The organism is Nocardioides panaciterrulae, assembly GCF_013409645.1.
GTDB lineage: Bacteria > Actinomycetota > Actinomycetes > Propionibacteriales > Nocardioidaceae > Nocardioides > Nocardioides panaciterrulae.
The window spans coordinates 3,927,643-3,943,569 of sequence record NZ_JACCBG010000001.1 but is presented as its reverse complement, the minus strand read 5'-3'; the positions used below and the strand labels follow the sequence as shown (position 1 = coordinate 3,943,569).

Sequence of the window (15,927 nt, the reverse complement as noted above, 5' to 3'; positions counted from 1 at the left end):
GTCTTGGGGACCTTGGGGGAGACACGATGAGCCAGGCGCCCGTCAGCACGTCCGGCCTGGTCCGGGTCACCGTCGCCTCGGGCACCCGGCGCGTCGACCTGGTGCTGCCGGGTGCGGTGCCGGTGGCCGAGCTGGTGCCCGAGCTGGCCCGCAGCGTCGGCCTGCTGGACCCGACCACGGTGTACGGCGGCTACCGCCTCGTGACCGCCGAGGGGCGCCGGCTGGCCGGTGACGCGGGCCTGGTGATCCAGGGCGTCGAGGACGGCGGCCTGCTCACGGTCACGGCCGGGGTCGACGACCCCATGCCCCGGGTCTACGACGACGTCGTCGAGGCGATGACCGACGTCGTGGAGCGGGACCTCGCGCCCTGGCAGCCGGCCGCCGGCCGGCGTACCGCCCTGGGCGCCGCGGCGCTGATGCTCGCGCTCGGGGCGGTCGCGCTGCTGATCCAGCGCGGGTCGCTGCTCGCCGGGGTCGCCGCCGCCGTCGTGGCGGCCGCGCTCGTGGTCGGCGGGATCGTGCTCTCCCGGGCCCAGCACGAGGCGGAGGCGGCCGTCGCGCTCGCGTGGATGGGTGCGGCGTACGCCGCGGTGGCCGGCCTGATGCTGGTCACCGACGGCCGGTTCTTCGCGCTGCCGGTGGCCTGCGCCGGCGCCGGGGCGCTGCTCGCGGGCCTGGTCTCGCTGGTCGGCCTCGCCGAGGGCCGCACGCTCGTGATCCCCCCGGTGTTGGTCGGCGCGGTCTTCCTCGCGACCGGTCTGGTCATGCGGGCCGCCGCGTTCGACCCGGCTGTGGTGCTGACCGCCGCGCTGGTGCTGGTGGTGCTGGCCGGCAGCGTGCTGCCCTGGCTGGCGCTGGGCGCCACCGGCACCACGGTGGACCAGTTCTACGCCACCGCCGACCTCACCTCCGACCCCGCCGAGATCGACCCCGCCCGGGTGGGCGCGGACGCCCGGGTGGCGCACGAGATCCTGGTGGCGGTCTCGGCGACCGTCGGGCTGCTGCTCGTCCTGGTCGCCCCGCTCGCGGTCTCGCTCGGCCTGGCCGGCACCCTGCTGGCCGTGCTGTGCTGCCTGGTCGTGATGCTGCGCACCCGGCAGTACCGCACCGGCCCGGAGGTCCTCGTCGGCCTGGGGTCCGGGGTCCTGGGGCTGGCGTCGGTGGCGGTCTCGATGCTGTGGCTGCATCCGGACTGGCGGCCGACCGCCGCGGTCCTGCTGGCCGCCGCCGGGGCGGTGCTGATGGCGGCGACCCTGGTCCCGTCGACGCCCTCGGTGCGCCGGGGCCGCTACGGCGACCTCGCCGAGACCGTCGCACTGGTCGCGCTGCTACCGCTGCTGGTGGTCGCCGTCGGCGTCTTCGCGGCGATCCGGGGCTGACCCGGCGTGGCGACCAAACGGGACCTCGTCGAGGCCTACCACTTCAACCGGCGGCGACTGGTCACCGCGTTCGTCTCCGGCGCCCCCGGGGGCCGCGAGGTGGAGCCCGCCCGGCCGGGCCGCACCCTGGTCGGCGGCCTGGCGCTGGCCGTGCTGCTGGTCGCCGGGGCCGCGGTCGCCGGCGTGTTCGCGCCGCGCGATCCCGACGACTGGAGGAAGCCGGGGCTGGTGGTCTCCAAGGAGACCGGCGCGGCCTACGTCATCCTCAAGGAGAGCGACCACCCGGTGCTGCGCCCGGTCATCAACATCACCTCGGCGCGGCTGATCCTGCAGGACGGGGCGACGCCGACGATCGTCTCCCAGGCCACCATCGACGACCAGACGATCGGCGACGACATCGGCATCCTGGGGGCGCCCGCGACGCTGCCCACCTCGTCGCTGCTCGTCGACTCGGGCTGGACCGCCTGCACCCGCGACGGTGGTGGCCTCAGCGTCGCGGTGCCGGGGGAGGACCACGTCCGGGCGGTCCCCGACGCCGGGTTCGTGGTCCAGAGCAAGGGTGTCTCGTACGTCGTGGCGCAGGGCACCGGGAAGGACGGCGAGCCGGGCGCCTACCGCTACGCGGTGCCCTCGGGCCAGGACGCCGGCGACCCCGACAACATGCTCGACGAGCTCGGCCTGGGCCCGCTCGGCTCCGCCGCCGAGGTCCCCGAGGAGTGGCTGGCCCTGTTCCCGGCCGGCGCCGACCTGGACTGGAAGTCCTTCGGCCTCCACGGCTTCGGCGAGCCGGTCCCGCACCGGGAGGACCCCGCGCTCGGGCTGCCGCCCCAGGCCCGGGTGGGGGACGTGGTCACGGTGGGCGACGAGTCGCTGCTGCTGACCGGCACGCGGATGCGCGAGCTCGACGACTTCGCGCTCGCCGTCTACCGGCACAGCACGACCCCCGGTGGCCTCCTGCAGGACGCCTCGGGCGGTTCGCGGCCCGGCCGCGGCCCGGTCGACTGGGAGCTCGAGCAGCTCCCGCGGCTGCGGCACGAGCAGCCGATCGGCGATGCGACCCACTGGCCGGCCGCGACGCTGGACCCGGAGCTCGGCGACGAGTGCGCGGTGCTGCACTCCTCGCCCGATGCGGCGCCTCGCGTCACCCTGGCCACCGACCCGACCGGCGACGCCTCGCCCGACGCGGCCGGCCGGGCCGACCGGACCGTCTCGGTGGCGTCCGGCCGGGGCGCCTACGTGCTCTCCGGTGACTGGACCGGCACCGACGGCTCGCCGTTCGTCGTCGACGCCAAGGGCTACGCCTACCCGCTCGAGGGGTCCGAGGCCGCCGCCCGGCTCGGGTACGCCGGCCACGCCCCGGCCGTCGTCCCCGACTCCTGGGTCGAGCTGCTCAAGGCCGGCACCCCGCTGTCGGTGGCCGCCGCGCTCTGTCCGCCCGGGCACGAGGGGAACTCCGCGTGCGACTGAGCCGCCCGGCGGTCGGCGCGCTGCTCGCCGCGGGCGCGCTGGTGCCGGCGACCCTGCTGCCCGCGACGCTGCTGCCCGCGGGCCCGGCCCGGGCCGAGCAGCAGTCGGTGCTGTGCAACAGCGTGGACCCCGACTCCCGCCCGGTCGTGCAGACCGGGATGGCCAGCCGGCCGCTGCAGCTGATGGACGTGCCCGCGGCCCAGCACCTCCTCGACGACGCCGGCCGGGCGCCGGGCGCCCGGGTCGCGGTCGCCGTGCTCGACTCGGGAGTCGCCGACACCGACCTGGTCCCGGTCGTCGCACGGCACCCCGCGGACTCGGGGAAGGGCCTGTCCTCCTACCACGGGACGGCCGTGGCCGGGCTGATCGCCGGCCGGCCCCGCGACCCGGGCGGCGTGACCGGCGTCGCGCCTGGCGCCGGGATCGTGGACGTGCGGGTCTACGACACCTCCGACGACAGCGGCAGCACCGAGGGCGCCCACCCCGACACGCTGACCCTCGCCGCCGGCCTGGAGTGGGTCGCCCGCCACGCCCACGACGAGCACATCAAGGTCGCCAACGTCTCGCTCGCGGTCAAGGACAGCACGCAGCTGGCCCGGGCGGTGCGCGACGCCTGGGACGCCGGGGTCGTGGTCGTCGCCTCCTCCGGCAACCGGCCGCAGCCGGGCCAGCTGAACGCCGACACGCTCGGCACCTTCCACCCCGGTGAGGACGCCGCCGGGCTGGTCTACCCCGCCGGCTACCCGAAGGTGGTCGCGGTCAACGCCACCGCCGGCGGGGTGGCCGGCGACCAGGTCGACCTGCACGCCTACGTGCTGGAGAACTCACAGACCGATGTCGCCGCGCCGACGTACGACGCCGTGAGCGTCGCGGTCAACGGCAGCACCTGCGTGCTGCAGGAGGTCGCGACCTCGTGGGCAGCGGCCGAGGTGAGCGGGGTGCTGGCGCTGCTCCGCTCGCGCTACCCCCACGACTCGCCCGCCCAGGCCGTGGCCCGGCTGGTCGGCACCGCGACCGGCTCGCCCCAGCACCCGACGCCGCTCGAGGGCGCCGGGGTCGTGCAACCGGTGGAGGCGCTCACCCGGCCGCTGCACGCCGACCGGGACGGCCAGCTCACCGGCACCCGGCCCGACGACGACGGCCCCGGCCGCGCGACGGCGCCCGAGCCGCAGGCCGACGTGCTGGCCGCCACCCGCGACCACGCCGTGTGGTGGGGGCTGCTCGGCGGCGGGGCGCTGCTGCTGGCCCTGCTGGCCCGGCCGGTGCTGGCCGGACGCCGGGACCCGTCGGACCGGTAGCCCGGGCGACCGCTCACCCGAGCAGGCGCGCCTCGTCCCCGGTGCGGACCCGGCCCGGCCGCACGACGCTCGCGAGCACGCCCAGGCAGCCGTCGCTGTGCTCGGTGAGCGCCTTCAGCAGCCCGCCGGCGACCGCCAGGCCGTCCTGGTCCAGGTCCACCATCACGCAGCGGGGCATCGGCTGGACCACCTCGAGCACCAGCTCCTCGCCGACGGCGACCCGCCGGCCCAGCCACTGCTGCTCCCGCGGCTGGTCGCCGCCGGTCCCGAGGACCAGGTTGGGCCGCAGGCGGCGCGGGTCGACCGGGCCACCCAGCACCTGCTCGGCCCAGCGCAGGCTCGCGGTCGTGACCAGGTGCAGCGGCCCGTCGTCGTGGTGCGGCACCTCGGCCTCGCGGGCCAGGGTCACCGGCCGGCCGACGTACGACGAGAGCGCGTCATGGACCGTCTCCTCGTCGCCCCGGACCACGCGGCCGTCGGGGAAGCGCACCACCGGCACATCCCCGTCGTAGGTCGCCCGCAGCCGCAGCAGCCCCTCCATCCGGCGGAACCGTCGGCTGGACTTGCCGCTGCCGAGCTTCCCGTCGGCGTCGCGCACCGCCCACATCCGGTCGCCGGCGACGCCGCGCTCGTCGACGTCGACGTCGCCGAGCAGCTCGCCGGCCAGGGACTTCACGGGGTAGCGGCGCAGGCTCTCGATCCGGCCGAGCGCGGCACCGCCGGTGGAGGACGCCATGGCCGGATCCTGCCAGAGCGGCCGGTCAGGCCGCGACCAGCGACGTGGCGCCGCGCAGCGTCAGGACCAGGCCCAGGACCAGCACGAGCAGGAAGACGTAGCGCTCGAACCGGTGCGCCGGGATCCGCGCGTGCAGCCGGTGGCCGAGCCAGGTCGCCAGGGCCAGGCCCGGCAGCGACAGCGCGAACAGCAGCGGCAGGTCGGGCGTCCAGGCGCCGCCCAGCGCCTGACCGCCGACGACGAGGACCCCGGAGAAGAGGAAGTGCGCCTGCAGCGTGCCCCGGAACCGGGCCGGCGGCCAGCGGCGCAGGGTGCCGAAGACCACGACCGGCACGCCGTTGAAGTTGTACGCGCTGCCGAGCGCCCCCGCGAGCAGGCCGGTGGGGTAGGCCCACCCGGGTGCGAGGGCCCGCGAGGGCACCGCGGCGAGGGTCGCGGGGCGCAGCGACCAGGCGGCGTAGAGCACCAGCGAGCAGCCGAGGACCGTGCTGGTCACGGGCTGCGGCACGAGCAGCAGCAGCGCGATGCCCCAGGGGATCCCGAGCACGGTGCCGACGCAGAGCCGGAGGAAGGCGTGCCGGTCGACCTCCCCGGAGCGGCTGGCCACGCTGAGCAGCGCCACCGTCAGGCCGGCCAGCCCGATGAGCGATGCGGACGTGTGCAGGCTGACCGGCAGCAGGGCCAGCAGCGGCATGCTCACCACCGCCTCGCCGAAGCCGAAGGTGGCCCGGGTGAGCGCACCGACGAAGACCGCCAGGACCACGAGCGCCTCGAGCACCCCGCCACCCTAGGGCAGGCGGCCCCCCGCGCCGGTGCTGCCGGGCCCGCTCAGCGGGCCACCCACGGATACCACGCGTGCCGGGCGGGCGCCCAGTCGTTCTGGGCGCCGTTGTCGGTCACCCGGCGGCTGTGCACCGAGACCCGCACCGGGCCCGGACCGCCCAGGCACCGCCGGGGAATGGTGAAGCGGGCCCGCTCGCTGGGGTCGCCGCCGTTCATGCCGATGTCGAAACCGCGGCAGGCCACTGCGGTGCCCTGCGTCCCCCACCCGTCTACGGCCCGGAGCTCCATGAAGTCGGACTCCGAGACGCCGCTGGCTCGGTACTCGGGCCCGCGGTCGTGCGGGTCCGTGTCGATCCAGAAGTCCACCCGGTCCGTCGAGCCGAGGTCGCGGAGCCGGGCCACCAGGTTCAGCCGCGCGCCGCCGTCGGCTCCGTTGACGACGCGAACCCGCAGGATGTCGTTGCCGCTGCGGATGTCGCCGTGGCGGTCCGTGAACGACGCCGAGTCGGCCTGGGCGGTCCCCGCGAGCACGGCCACGGAGGCGAGCGCCGTCACGACGGCCCCTGCCCGTGCCGCCGCCCTGGGACCTGCGGTGCTCAGGCGCATGGACGCCTCCCCGTGCTCCGGCTCGAGCCACGCCGGTGAACCCGGCTGTGGCGCCCCGTCTGCGGGACACCGCCAGCCTCCGTCGCGACTCGGCCGCACGGTCAGGGGCCAAGGTCCCGCAGCGCCCCCACCGCTGCTGGCCGGCCCGGGAGACCACGAACGCCGACCCGCCCGGGGCGGGCGATGGTCGGCGTTCTCGCAGGCCGTGGGCCTGTCAGTGGCGGAGGATAGGGGATTCGAACCCCTGAGGGCTATTAACCCAACCCGCTTTCCAAGCGAGCGCCATAGGCCACTAGGCGAATCCTCCGCGGAGGAGAGTACCGGTCGTCCTCGCCGGGGACGAAATCCCCCGTCGGAGGGGCCGGTGGTCGGCCGTCTTGGTCGGGTCGAGGGGCCTCCCCTACACTTCTGGCCAACCCCCCGTGTGGCGGCATCTTGCCGAACTCCCCCAGGGCCGGAAGGCAGCAAGGGTAGGCGAGCTCTGTCGGGTGCGCGGGGGGCCTTTTCATGCCCCGACGCCTGCCGCCGGGACTCGTCCCGAGAGCCCTCCGCCGGCCGTGCACAGCGGCTCCGCCGCCCGCCTACCGGCCGTCGGTGGCGGTGGTTAGGGTTCTTGCGTGGAGTCACCCCTCGCGTTGTACCGCCGGTACCGGCCCGAGACCTTCCGGGAGGTCATCGGGCAGGACCACGTCACCGAGCCGTTGCGCGCGGCGCTGGCCAACAACCGGGTGAACCACGCCTACCTCTTCTCCGGCCCGCGCGGCTGTGGCAAGACCACGTCGGCGCGCATCCTGGCCCGGGCGCTGAACTGCGACCAGGCGCCGGTCGCCGACCCCTGCGGGGAGTGCGACAGCTGCCGCGACCTCGCTCGCGGCGGGCCCGGCTCGATCGACGTCATCGAGATCGACGCGGCGTCGCACGGCGGCGTCGACGATGCGCGGGACCTGCGGGAGAAGGCGTTCTTCGCGCCGGTGCGGAGCCGCTACAAGGTCTACATCATCGACGAGGCCCACATGGTCACCACGCAGGGCTTCAACGCCCTGCTGAAGCTGGTGGAGGAGCCGCCGCCGCACCTGCGGTTCATCTTCGCGACGACCGAGCCCGACAAGGTGCTGCCGACGATCCGCTCGCGCACCCACCACTACCCCTTCCGGCTGATCCCGCCGCGACTGCTCACGTCCTACCTCGGCGAGCTGTGCCAGAAGGAGGGGGTGGCGATCGAGCCCGCCGCGCTGCCGCTGGTGGTGCGCGCCGGCGCCGGGTCCGCACGCGACACGCTCTCGGTGCTCGACCAGCTCCTCGGCGGTGCCGGGCCGGACGGCGTGACCCACGCGCTGGCCACCGGGCTGCTCGGCTACACCCCCGACACGCTGCTCGACGAGGTCGTGGACGCGTTCGCCGCCGGCGACGGCGCCGCGGTGTTCCGGGTCGTCGACAAGGTCGTGGAGACCGGCCAGGACCCGCGCCGGTTCACCGAGGACCTGCTGCGCCGGCTGCGCGACCTGGTGATCGTCGCCGCGGTGCCCGACGCGCCCGCCACCGGGTTGATCGACGTCTCCGAGGACCAGGGTGAGCGGCTGGTCGCCCAGGCGGCCCGCTTCGGGTCGGCCGAGCTCAGCCGGGCCGCGGACCTGATCGCGACCGGGCTCACCGAGATGCGCGGGGCGACCGCGCCGCGGCTGCTGCTCGAGCTGATCTGCGCGCGGGTGCTGCTGCCGGGCGCCGACCACGGCACCGACGGCCTGATGGCGCGCCTCGAGCGGCTGGAGAGGCGGGTCTCGATCAGCGGCACCCCCTCCGCGCAGGCTGCGCCGTCGGCGCCGCCCCTGCCGCCGGCCCAGGACCGGCCGGCCTCGGTGACGGTGCGCAGCGACGTGGTCGCGCCGACGCCGCAGGCCGCCGTGCCGGCCCGCCCGACGCCCGCTCCTCCCGCTCCGGCGCCCCCGGCAGCTCCGGCAGCTCCGGCAGCCCCGGCGCCGCAGCAGTCGGTGTCCGAGCCCGCGGCGCCGGCCCCCCACACCGCGCCGACCCCCGAGGTAGCGCCGGCCCCGACGACCGCCGCGCCGGCCCCGGCGCCCCCCGAGCAGACCGCCGTCCCGGCGGCGCCGGCCCCGACGGCCGCCGAGCCCGCCGCCGTCCCGGCGGCGCCGGCCCCTGCGACCTCCGAGCCGCCCGCTTCCGGGGCTCCGGCCGCCGGCGGCGGCCTGAGCCTGGTCGAGGTGCGCCGGCTGTGGCCCGACATCGTGGAGGCCACCAAGCTGCGGCGCCGGGTCACCTGGATCCACCTGACCCAGAACGCCCAGGTCGTCGCCGTCGACAACCGCACCCTCACGCTGGGCTTCAGCAACACCGGGGCCCGGGACTCCTTCGACAACGGCGGCAGCGCCGAGATCGTCCGGCAGGCGGCCATCGACGTGGTCGGCGCCGACTGGCGGATCGAGACGATCGTCGACCCGGGCGCCCACGTCGGCGACGTGGTCACGCGCCCGGCCGTCCCGCCGGAGTCGCCCCCCGCCGCACCCCCCGACCCATCGCCGGCCGCCCCGCCCGCGCAGGCACCCGAGGCGTGGGCGCCCGAGGCAGGGGCGCCCGAGGCGCCTGCGAGCGCTCGCTCCGAGCCGGCCGGCCCGCCCAGCTGGGCGAGCGACGCGCCGGCAGCCGGCCCGCCGGCGGAGCCGGCGGCCGAGCCGGCCCCGGCCGGCGCTGCCGAGCCCGGCGGCGCGTCCCCGCGCCGCACCGACCCCGGCGCCATCGCCGCCGCCCGCGGGGCGATCCAGCAGACCCGTCTCGGCGGCGGCGCCACCGCCGACCCCCGGGCGGAGGACCTGGCCGCCGCCGACGCCGAGGCGCGCCCCGACGACCTCGACGCCGAGCACCAGGGCCTCGACTCCGCCGAGCTGCTGCGTCGCGAGCTCGGCGCGCAGGTCATCGACGAGACCCGCCACCAGTGACCCCCGCGCCGTCCCACGGCCCGACCGAGAGGTGATCCCCACCATGAGCCAGAACCCCTTCGACGCCCTGGGCGGCGGTGGCTTCGACATGAACGCGCTGCTCCAGCAGGCCCAGCAGATGCAGGAGCAGCTGCAGAGCGCCCAGGCCCGCCTGTCCGAGACCACCGTGGAGGGCACCGTCTCCGGCGGCGCCGTGACCGTGGAGGTCAACGGCGTAGGCGAGCTGGTCGGCGTCCGGATCAGCGCCGGCGGCTTCGACGCCGCCGACCCTGACGACCTCGCCGACCTCGGCGACATGATCGTGGCCGCCTACCGCGACGCCAAGGCCCAGGCCGACGCGCTCGCCAGCGAGACCCTCGGGCCGCTGGCCGGCGGCGGCCTGCCCGGGGCGCCCGGCGGCGGCCAGCTCGGCTTCTAGGGCGAGGCAACAGCTCCGTGTACGAAGGCGTCGTCCAGGACCTCATCGACGAGCTCGGCCGGCTCCCCGGGGTGGGCCCGAAGAGCGCGCAGCGCATCGCGTTCCACCTGCTCCAGGCCGACCCCACCGACGTGCGCCGGCTCGCCGACGTGCTGATCGAGGTCAAGGCCCGGGTCAAGTTCTGCAGCATCTGCTTCAACGTCTCCGAGGAGGAGCAGTGCCGCATCTGCCGTGACCCGCGGCGCGACCCCTCGGTGCTGTGCGTCGTGGAGGAGTACAAGGACGTCGTCGCGATCGAGCGCACCCGCGAGTACCGCGGCCGCTACCACGTCCTCGGCGGCGCGATCTCCCCGATCGACGGCATCGGCCCCGACCAGCTGCGCATCCGGGAGCTGATGACCCGGCTGGCCGACGGCACCCTCACCGAGGTCATCCTCGCGACCGACCCGAACCTCGAGGGCGAGGCGACCGCGACGTACCTCACCCGGATGCTCAAGCCGTTGGGGTTGCGCGTCACGCGTCTGGCGAGTGGACTGCCGGTAGGCGGTGACCTCGAGTACGCCGACGAGGTCACCCTGGGCAGGGCGTTCGCGGGAAGGCGGAGCGCGGAATGACGGAGCCAGCTGTTTCAGCGGAGCCGGGTGTGGTGCGCGCCTCGGGCCTCGACGGCCAGACCGAGGACTTCGCCCAGCAGATCGCCGACCAGGTCGAGAGCTTCCTGCTCGCGCTGCGCGCGGTGGCCCGCGAGGCGGAGGGCGGCAGCGCGGTCTCGCTGCTGCTGCTCGAGATCAGCCAGGTGCTGCTCGCCGGCGCGCGGCTCGGCGCCCAGCAGGACTTCGTGCCGCCCGCGGAGTACCAGCCCGACGTCGGCCCCGAGGCCGACCTCGACCGGCTCCGGCTCCGGCTGGCCGCGATCCTGGACGGGGTGGACGCCTACAGCTTCGTCTTCGACCCCTACGTGCCGGAGGTCGTCGAGAGCACGCTCTCCGACGACCTGACCAGCGTCGCGGGGGACCTGGAGAACGGCCTGCGCCACTACCGCCGCGGCAACGTGCGCGAGGCGCTGTGGTGGTGGCAGTTCTCCTACGTCTCGTCCTGGGGCAACCTGGCGGGGGCGGTGCTGAACGCGCTGCTGTCGGTGGTCGCCCACGACCGGCTGGACGCCGAGTTCGAGGGCGAGGACGAGCAGGTCGCGGCCGCGGACCAGATGCTCGGGGGCGAGTCGACCGACCGCCCCTGAGACGTGCGTCCCGGCACGCGGACGTCCCGGTAGACTCTGCCACCGGTCGCGGCGCAGCGCGGCGTGGTCCGGCAGCCAGGCCGGGCGGGCGGCCGGGACCGCCGAACGACCCTCGAGGACTGACCAGTGGGCATTGTCGTGCAGAAGTACGGCGGCTCCTCGGTCGCGGACGCGACCGGGATCAAGCGAGTCGCCCAGCGGATCGTCGCCACCCGCAAGGCCGGACACGACGTGGTGGTCGTCGTCTCGGCGATGGGCGACACGACCGACGACCTGCGAGACCTCGCCGAGCAGGTCTCGCCGCTGCCGCCGCCGCGGGAGCTGGACATGCTGCTGACCGCCGGCGAGCGCATCTCGATGGCCCTGGTCGCGATGGCCATCGCGCAGCTCGGCCACAAGGCGCAGTCCTTCACCGGCTCCCAGGCCGGCGTGATCACGGACTCCGCGCACGGCAAGGCCAAGATCATCGACATCACCCCGAGCCGCATCGAGAACGCCATCAGGGACGGCGCCATCGCGATCGTCGCGGGCTTCCAGGGCGTCTCCCAGGACACCAAGGACATCACCACGCTGGGTCGCGGCGCCTCGGACACCACCGCGGTCGCGCTGGCGGCCGCGCTGGGCGCCGACGTCTGCGAGATCTACAGCGACGTCGACGGGGTGTTCACCGCGGACCCGCGGATCGTGCCCGCGGCCCGCAAGCTCGACCGGGTCTCCACCGAGGAGATGCTGGAGATGGCCGCCTCGGGCGCCAAGATCCTGCACCTGCGCTGTGTGGAGTACGCCCGCCGCTACGGCATGCCGATCCACGTCCGGTCCTCGTTCAGCCAGAAGCAGGGGACCTGGATCATCCCCGAGCCCCCGGAGGGAGAAGAGCCCATGGAGCAGGCGATCATCGCCGGTGTCGCCCACGACACCAGCGAGGCCAAGATCACCGTCGTCGGTGTCCCCGACAAGGTCGGTGAGGCGGCCCGGATCTTCGACGCGCTCTCGGCCGCCGAGGTCAACATCGACATGGTGGTGCAGAACGTCTCCGCCGCGGCCACCGGGCTGACCGACATCTCCTTCACGCTGCCGCGGGCCGACGGCCAGGCCGCGATGGGTGCGCTGGCGCGCATCCAGCAGGAGGTCGGCTACGACAAGCTGCTCTACGACGACCAGATCGGCAAGGTCTCGCTGATCGGCGCCGGGATGCGCTCCCACCCGGGGATCACCGCGAAGTTCTTCGCCGCGCTGGCCTCGGCCGGGGTCAACATCGAGATGATCTCGACCTCGGAGATCCGTATCTCGGTGATCGTCGACGAGGCGCAGGTCGACGAGGCGGTGCGGGCCACGCACTCCAGCTTCGACCTCGACGCCGACGAGGTCGAGGCCGTCGTCTACGGCGGGACCGGCCGATGACCGGCGTGCGCATCGGGGTCGTCGGCGCCACCGGGCAGGTCGGCGTGGCCATGCGCCAGATCCTGGAGGAGCGCGGGTTCCCCGTCGCCGAGATCCGGTTCTTCGCCTCGGCCCGCTCGGCGGGGACGGTGCTGCCGTTCGCGAGCCCCGACGGGGTGCGGAGCGTCGTGGTCGAGGACGCCGCCACCGCCGACCCCAGCGGCCTCGACATCGCGCTGTTCTCGGCCGGGGCGACCACCTCGCGTGCGCTGGCGCCGAGGTTCGCCGCCGCCGGGGTGACGGTCGTGGACAACTCCTCGGCCTTCCGGATGGACCCCGACGTGCCGCTGGTGGTCTCCGAGGTCAACCCGCAGGCGGTCGCCGAGGCCCGCAAGGGCATCATCGCGAACCCGAACTGCACCACCATGGCGGCGATGCCCGTGCTCAAGCCGCTGCACGACGAGGCCGGCCTGGTCCGGCTGATCGCCTCGACCTACCAGGCGGTCTCCGGCAGCGGGGTCGCCGGCGTCGACGAGCTCGCCGGCCAGGTCGCCGCCGCGGGGGACAAGGCCCGGGAGCTGGCCTACGACGGGGAGGCGGTCTCGTTCCCCGACCCGGTCAAGTACGCCCGCGCCATCGCCTACAACGTGCTGCCGCTGGCCGGCTCGATCGTCGAGGACGGGCTGGAGGAGACCGACGAGGAGCAGAAGCTGCGCAACGAGTCGCGCAAGATCCTCGGCATCCCCGACCTGCGGGTCTCGGGCATCTGCGTGCGGGTCCCGGTGTTCACCGGCCACTCGCTCGCGATCAACGCCGAGTTCGAGCGGCCGATGACCCCGCAACGGGCCCGCGAGCTGCTGGCCGGCGCTCCCGGGGTGGAGCTCGTCGACATCCCCACGCCGCTGCAGGCGGCCGGCAAGGACCCGTCGTACGTCGGCCGGATCCGCAGGGACCCGGGCGTCGACGACGACCGTGGCCTGGCGCTGTTCATCTCGAACGACAACCTGCGCAAGGGCGCGGCGCTGAACACCGTCCAGATCGCCGAGCTGCTCGCCGCCCGCTGAGACCCGTCGCCCCGCGGGAGGGCGCCCCGGCTCAGCGGCCGGGCTCAGCGGTCGGGCTCAGCGGTCGGGCTCGGCGAACGTCGAGGTCACCCAGTGCGCCAGGGCGTAGGTCCCCGCCGCGCACACCGGGACGATGATCGTCATCCACCAGGTGAAGATCACGCCGATGAAGAACAGCAGGGTGACCACGGCCAGCAGCCCGACGGCCAGGAAGCTGGTGCTCCCGGGGTCGGGGACCGAGGACAGCCGGAGCAGCGCGGCCCCGAGGAAGACCATCGCGACGGTGATCGCGAGCAGCAGCAGGAAGCCGGGCCCGCCCCCGCACGAGGAGGTGCCGCGCACGGCCTCGCAGCCGCGCTGCGCGGCCCAGGTGAGGCCGACGGTCACCAGCCCCACCACCACCCCGGTGAGGACCGCGGCCGGCATGCCGCCCAACCGGCGCCGGGGGCGCATCGCCCGCCGCGGGGCGGCCGCCGGCTTCTCGGCCAGGGGTGCGGACTCGACGGGCGTGGGGGCGACCCGGGTCGGCGCGGACGTCGCGGCGAGTCCCGGGGCCGGTGTCGCCTCGGCGGGTGAGCGTGGCTCGGGCGGCCGCACCGACGCCGCGGCGGGCGTCCCGGGCTCGGGGGAGCGGTCGTCCTTCCGGCGCGCCCGGCGGCGGGGGAGGCTCCACTTCGGCAGCTCCAGCGAGGGGCCCTCGCTCCCTCGATCCTCTTCGGCCATGCCCGGCAGTGTGCCAGAACCCGCAGCGCGTTCGTCGGCGTCCGTCCCCAGCCCCGAGCGGGCCGGGTGAGCGCGGTGCCGGGGGGCCCTTCCGTGCCCGGATACGCAGGGCCCCGATCCCTGGGGGATCGGGGCCCTGCGTTCTGCTGGTCGGGCTGACAGGATTTGAACCTGCGGCCTCCTCGTCCCGAACGAGGCGCGCTACCAAGCTGCGCCACAGCCCGATTGCGGGTCCGACCAGACGCTTCGGCCCCGCAAGCACGGCGAGCATACCCGAGCACCCCGGGGGGCTCGTAATCGGCCCCGCGGGCCGGACCCACCGCCCCGGCCGGGGCCCGGACACCGTCCCGGCCGGGGCCCGGACACCGTCCCGGCCGGGGCCCGGATCAGGCCCGCGGCACCAGCGTCAGCAGCGTCGCCTCGGGCCGGCAGGCCACCCGGATCCGCGTGTACGGACTGGTCCCGAGGCCCGCGGAGACGTGCAGCCAGGAGGAGCCCGGGTCGCCGGGCGCGGAGGCCGCCGGGTGCCGGTGCAGGCCCTTGACCCGCGCCGGCTCCAGGTCGCAGTTGGTGGTGAGCGCCCCGCGGCCGGGCAGGCAGACCTGGCCGCCGTGGGTGTGGCCCGCGATGATCGCGTCGTACCCGTCCCCGGCGAACCGGTCGAGGACCCTCAGGTACGGCGCGTGCGCCACCGCGAGCCGCAGGTCGGCCTCGGGGTCCGCCGGGCCGGCGACCTCCTCGAGCCGGTCGTAGCCCAGGTGTGGGTCGTCCACGCCGGCGAAGGCGATCCGCAGCCCGTCCACCTCCAGCGTCCGGCGGGTGTTGGTCAGGTCGACCCAGCCGGCCCCGGTGAAGACCCGGCCGAGGTCGCGCCAGGGCAGTTGGGGCACGTCGGTGTTGCGGGTGCCGTCGTCGGGCAGCAGGTAGCGCAGCGGGTTGCGCAGGGTCGGCGAGTAGTAGTCGTTGGATCCGAAGACGAACACGCCGGGTGCCTCGAGCAGGGGCCCGAGGCTGTCGCGGACCACCGGGACCGAGTCGCGGTGCGCCAGGTTGTCGCCGGTGTCGACGACCAGGTCGGGACGTAGGCCGGACAGGCTGCGCAGCCACTCCTGCTTGCGGCGCTGGCCCGGGGTCATGTGCACGTCGCTGAGGTGCAGCACCCGCAGAGGACGGCGACCGGGCGGCAGCACGGGCACGATCACCCGGCGCAGGGTGTACTGCCGGGCCTCCCACGCGGCGTACGCCGTGAGTGCGGTGCCCGTCGCCGCCAGGACGCCGGCGGCGGTGCGGAGCGGGCGCCGGACCTGGGGGGAGGGAGACATGCGGCAAGGCTGCCACAATGGCCGCCATGAGCTCCCTCAAGGACCGCCTCCGCACCGACCTCACCAGCTCCATGAAGGCGCGCGACGAGGTGCGCTCCTCCACGCTGCGCATGGTGCTGACCGCGATCACCAACGCCGAGGTGGCCGGCAAGACGCAGCGCGAGCTCAGCGATGACGAGATCGTCGGGGTGCTGTCCTCGGAGGCCAAGAAGCGGCGCGAGGCGGCCGCGGCGTTCCAGGACGGCGGCCGCGCCGAGATGGCCGCCAAGGAGATCGCGGAGGCCGCGGTGATCGCCGACTACCTGCCCGAGCAGCTCACCGACGAGGAGGTCGCCGCCCTCGTGGCCGCGGCCGTCGAGCAGGCGGGTGCCGCGGGCGAGGGCATGAAGGCGATGGGCAGGGTGATGGGCCTGGTCCAGCCCCAGGTGCGCGGGCGCGCCGACGGCGGCGCGGTCGCCGCCGAGGTGCGCCGCCAGCTCGGTGCCTGAGCCGCGCGCAGCGACCGTCACGGCCGTCCCGGCAGCCGGGTTGGCCGAGGGCTGACCGGGTTCGGCCGACCC

Annotated in this window: 15 protein-coding genes, 2 tRNA genes and 1 other RNA gene; 11 read left to right on the top strand and 7 right to left on the bottom strand. The window is 75.3% G+C overall.

Annotation, left to right across the window (positions count from 1 at the left end):
- The first annotated feature begins 26 nt into the window (after window positions 1–26).
- From eccD to BJZ21_RS18785, 3 genes are read left to right on the top strand one after another with little or no spacing between them, the layout of a single operon-like run.
- Window positions 27–1,379 (top strand): type VII secretion integral membrane protein EccD, encoded by a 1,353-nt coding sequence (gene eccD, locus BJZ21_RS18795; RefSeq protein ID WP_179665155.1) that lies wholly within the window; start codon window positions 27–29, stop codon window positions 1,377–1,379.
- A gap of 6 nt (window positions 1,380–1,385) precedes the next feature.
- Entirely contained in the window at window positions 1,386–2,846 is a 1,461-nt protein-coding gene (locus tag BJZ21_RS18790; protein ID WP_179665154.1) for a type VII secretion protein EccB, read from the top strand.
- Window positions 2,837–4,144: a S8 family serine peptidase gene (locus tag BJZ21_RS18785; protein WP_179665153.1), complete on the top strand. Its 1,308-nt coding sequence runs from the start codon at window positions 2,837–2,839 to the stop codon at window positions 4,142–4,144. Before BJZ21_RS18790 ends, BJZ21_RS18785 begins: the two co-directional genes overlap by 10 nt.
- A 13-nt stretch (window positions 4,145–4,157) precedes the next feature.
- Here BJZ21_RS18785 and BJZ21_RS18780 read toward each other — a convergent pair whose 3' ends face one another.
- The 4 genes from BJZ21_RS18780 to BJZ21_RS18765 form a co-directional block, all read right to left on the bottom strand.
- The gene (locus BJZ21_RS18780) at window positions 4,158–4,880 is read right to left on the bottom strand and encodes an MOSC domain-containing protein (RefSeq protein WP_179665152.1); all 723 of its coding nucleotides are present in this window, start codon (window positions 4,878–4,880) and stop codon (window positions 4,158–4,160) included.
- Between the two features lie 25 nt (window positions 4,881–4,905).
- Window positions 4,906–5,658, bottom strand: a complete 753-nt coding sequence (locus BJZ21_RS18775; RefSeq protein ID WP_179665151.1) for a TSUP family transporter — start codon at window positions 5,656–5,658, stop codon at window positions 4,906–4,908.
- A gap of 50 nt (window positions 5,659–5,708) precedes the next feature.
- Window positions 5,709–6,218, bottom strand: a complete 510-nt coding sequence (locus tag BJZ21_RS18770) for a hypothetical protein (RefSeq protein WP_179665150.1) — start codon at window positions 6,216–6,218, stop codon at window positions 5,709–5,711.
- 269 nt (window positions 6,219–6,487) lie between these two features.
- Window positions 6,488–6,576, bottom strand: a tRNA-Ser gene (locus BJZ21_RS18765).
- A gap of 107 nt (window positions 6,577–6,683) precedes the next feature.
- Between BJZ21_RS18765 and ffs the strand changes: the two genes are divergently transcribed.
- The 7 genes from ffs to BJZ21_RS18730 all read left to right on the top strand — a co-directional run bounded on the left by ffs (window position 6,684) and on the right by BJZ21_RS18730 (window position 13,322).
- An RNA gene (gene ffs / locus BJZ21_RS18760) (signal recognition particle sRNA small type) lies at window positions 6,684–6,774 on the top strand.
- A 112-nt stretch (window positions 6,775–6,886) separates the two neighbouring features.
- Window positions 6,887–9,220 (top strand): DNA polymerase III subunit gamma and tau, encoded by a 2,334-nt coding sequence (locus BJZ21_RS18755; RefSeq protein ID WP_179665149.1) that lies wholly within the window; start codon window positions 6,887–6,889, stop codon window positions 9,218–9,220.
- A 43-nt stretch (window positions 9,221–9,263) separates the two neighbouring features.
- Window positions 9,264–9,638, top strand: coding sequence for a YbaB/EbfC family nucleoid-associated protein (locus BJZ21_RS18750; RefSeq protein ID WP_179665148.1), 375 nt, complete (start codon window positions 9,264–9,266; stop codon window positions 9,636–9,638).
- Window positions 9,639–9,655: 17 nt separating this feature from the next.
- Entirely contained in the window at window positions 9,656–10,252 is a 597-nt protein-coding gene (gene recR / locus BJZ21_RS18745) for a recombination mediator RecR (RefSeq protein ID WP_179665147.1), read from the top strand.
- Complete coding sequence (locus tag BJZ21_RS18740) at window positions 10,249–10,878, top strand: DUF5063 domain-containing protein (protein WP_179665146.1); 630 nt, start codon at window positions 10,249–10,251, stop codon at window positions 10,876–10,878. The genes recR and BJZ21_RS18740 overlap by 4 nt, the downstream gene beginning before the upstream one ends.
- A 126-nt stretch (window positions 10,879–11,004) precedes the next feature.
- The gene (locus BJZ21_RS18735; protein ID WP_179665145.1) at window positions 11,005–12,279 is read left to right on the top strand and encodes an aspartate kinase; all 1,275 of its coding nucleotides are present in this window, start codon (window positions 11,005–11,007) and stop codon (window positions 12,277–12,279) included.
- Window positions 12,276–13,322, top strand: coding sequence for an aspartate-semialdehyde dehydrogenase (locus BJZ21_RS18730; RefSeq protein ID WP_179665144.1), 1,047 nt, complete (start codon window positions 12,276–12,278; stop codon window positions 13,320–13,322). The genes BJZ21_RS18735 and BJZ21_RS18730 overlap by 4 nt, the downstream gene beginning before the upstream one ends.
- Before the next feature lie 57 nt (window positions 13,323–13,379).
- On the opposite strand, the gene BJZ21_RS18725 is transcribed toward BJZ21_RS18730, so the two are convergent.
- The 3 genes from BJZ21_RS18725 to BJZ21_RS18715 all read right to left on the bottom strand — a co-directional run bounded on the left by BJZ21_RS18725 (window position 13,380) and on the right by BJZ21_RS18715 (window position 15,367).
- Window positions 13,380–14,045 carry a hypothetical protein gene (locus BJZ21_RS18725; RefSeq protein WP_179665143.1) on the bottom strand — a complete coding sequence of 222 codons (666 nt, stop codon included), beginning with the start codon at window positions 14,043–14,045 and terminating at the stop codon, window positions 13,380–13,382.
- Between the two features lie 147 nt (window positions 14,046–14,192).
- A tRNA-Pro gene (locus BJZ21_RS18720) sits at window positions 14,193–14,269 on the bottom strand.
- A gap of 162 nt (window positions 14,270–14,431) precedes the next feature.
- Window positions 14,432–15,367, bottom strand: coding sequence for a metallophosphoesterase (locus BJZ21_RS18715; protein ID WP_179665142.1), 936 nt, complete (start codon window positions 15,365–15,367; stop codon window positions 14,432–14,434).
- 26 nt (window positions 15,368–15,393) lie between these two features.
- Between BJZ21_RS18715 and BJZ21_RS18710 the strand changes: the two genes are divergently transcribed.
- Window positions 15,394–15,855 (top strand): GatB/YqeY domain-containing protein, encoded by a 462-nt coding sequence (locus BJZ21_RS18710; RefSeq protein WP_179665141.1) that lies wholly within the window; start codon window positions 15,394–15,396, stop codon window positions 15,853–15,855.
- The last annotated feature ends 72 nt before the right edge of the window (window positions 15,856–15,927 follow it).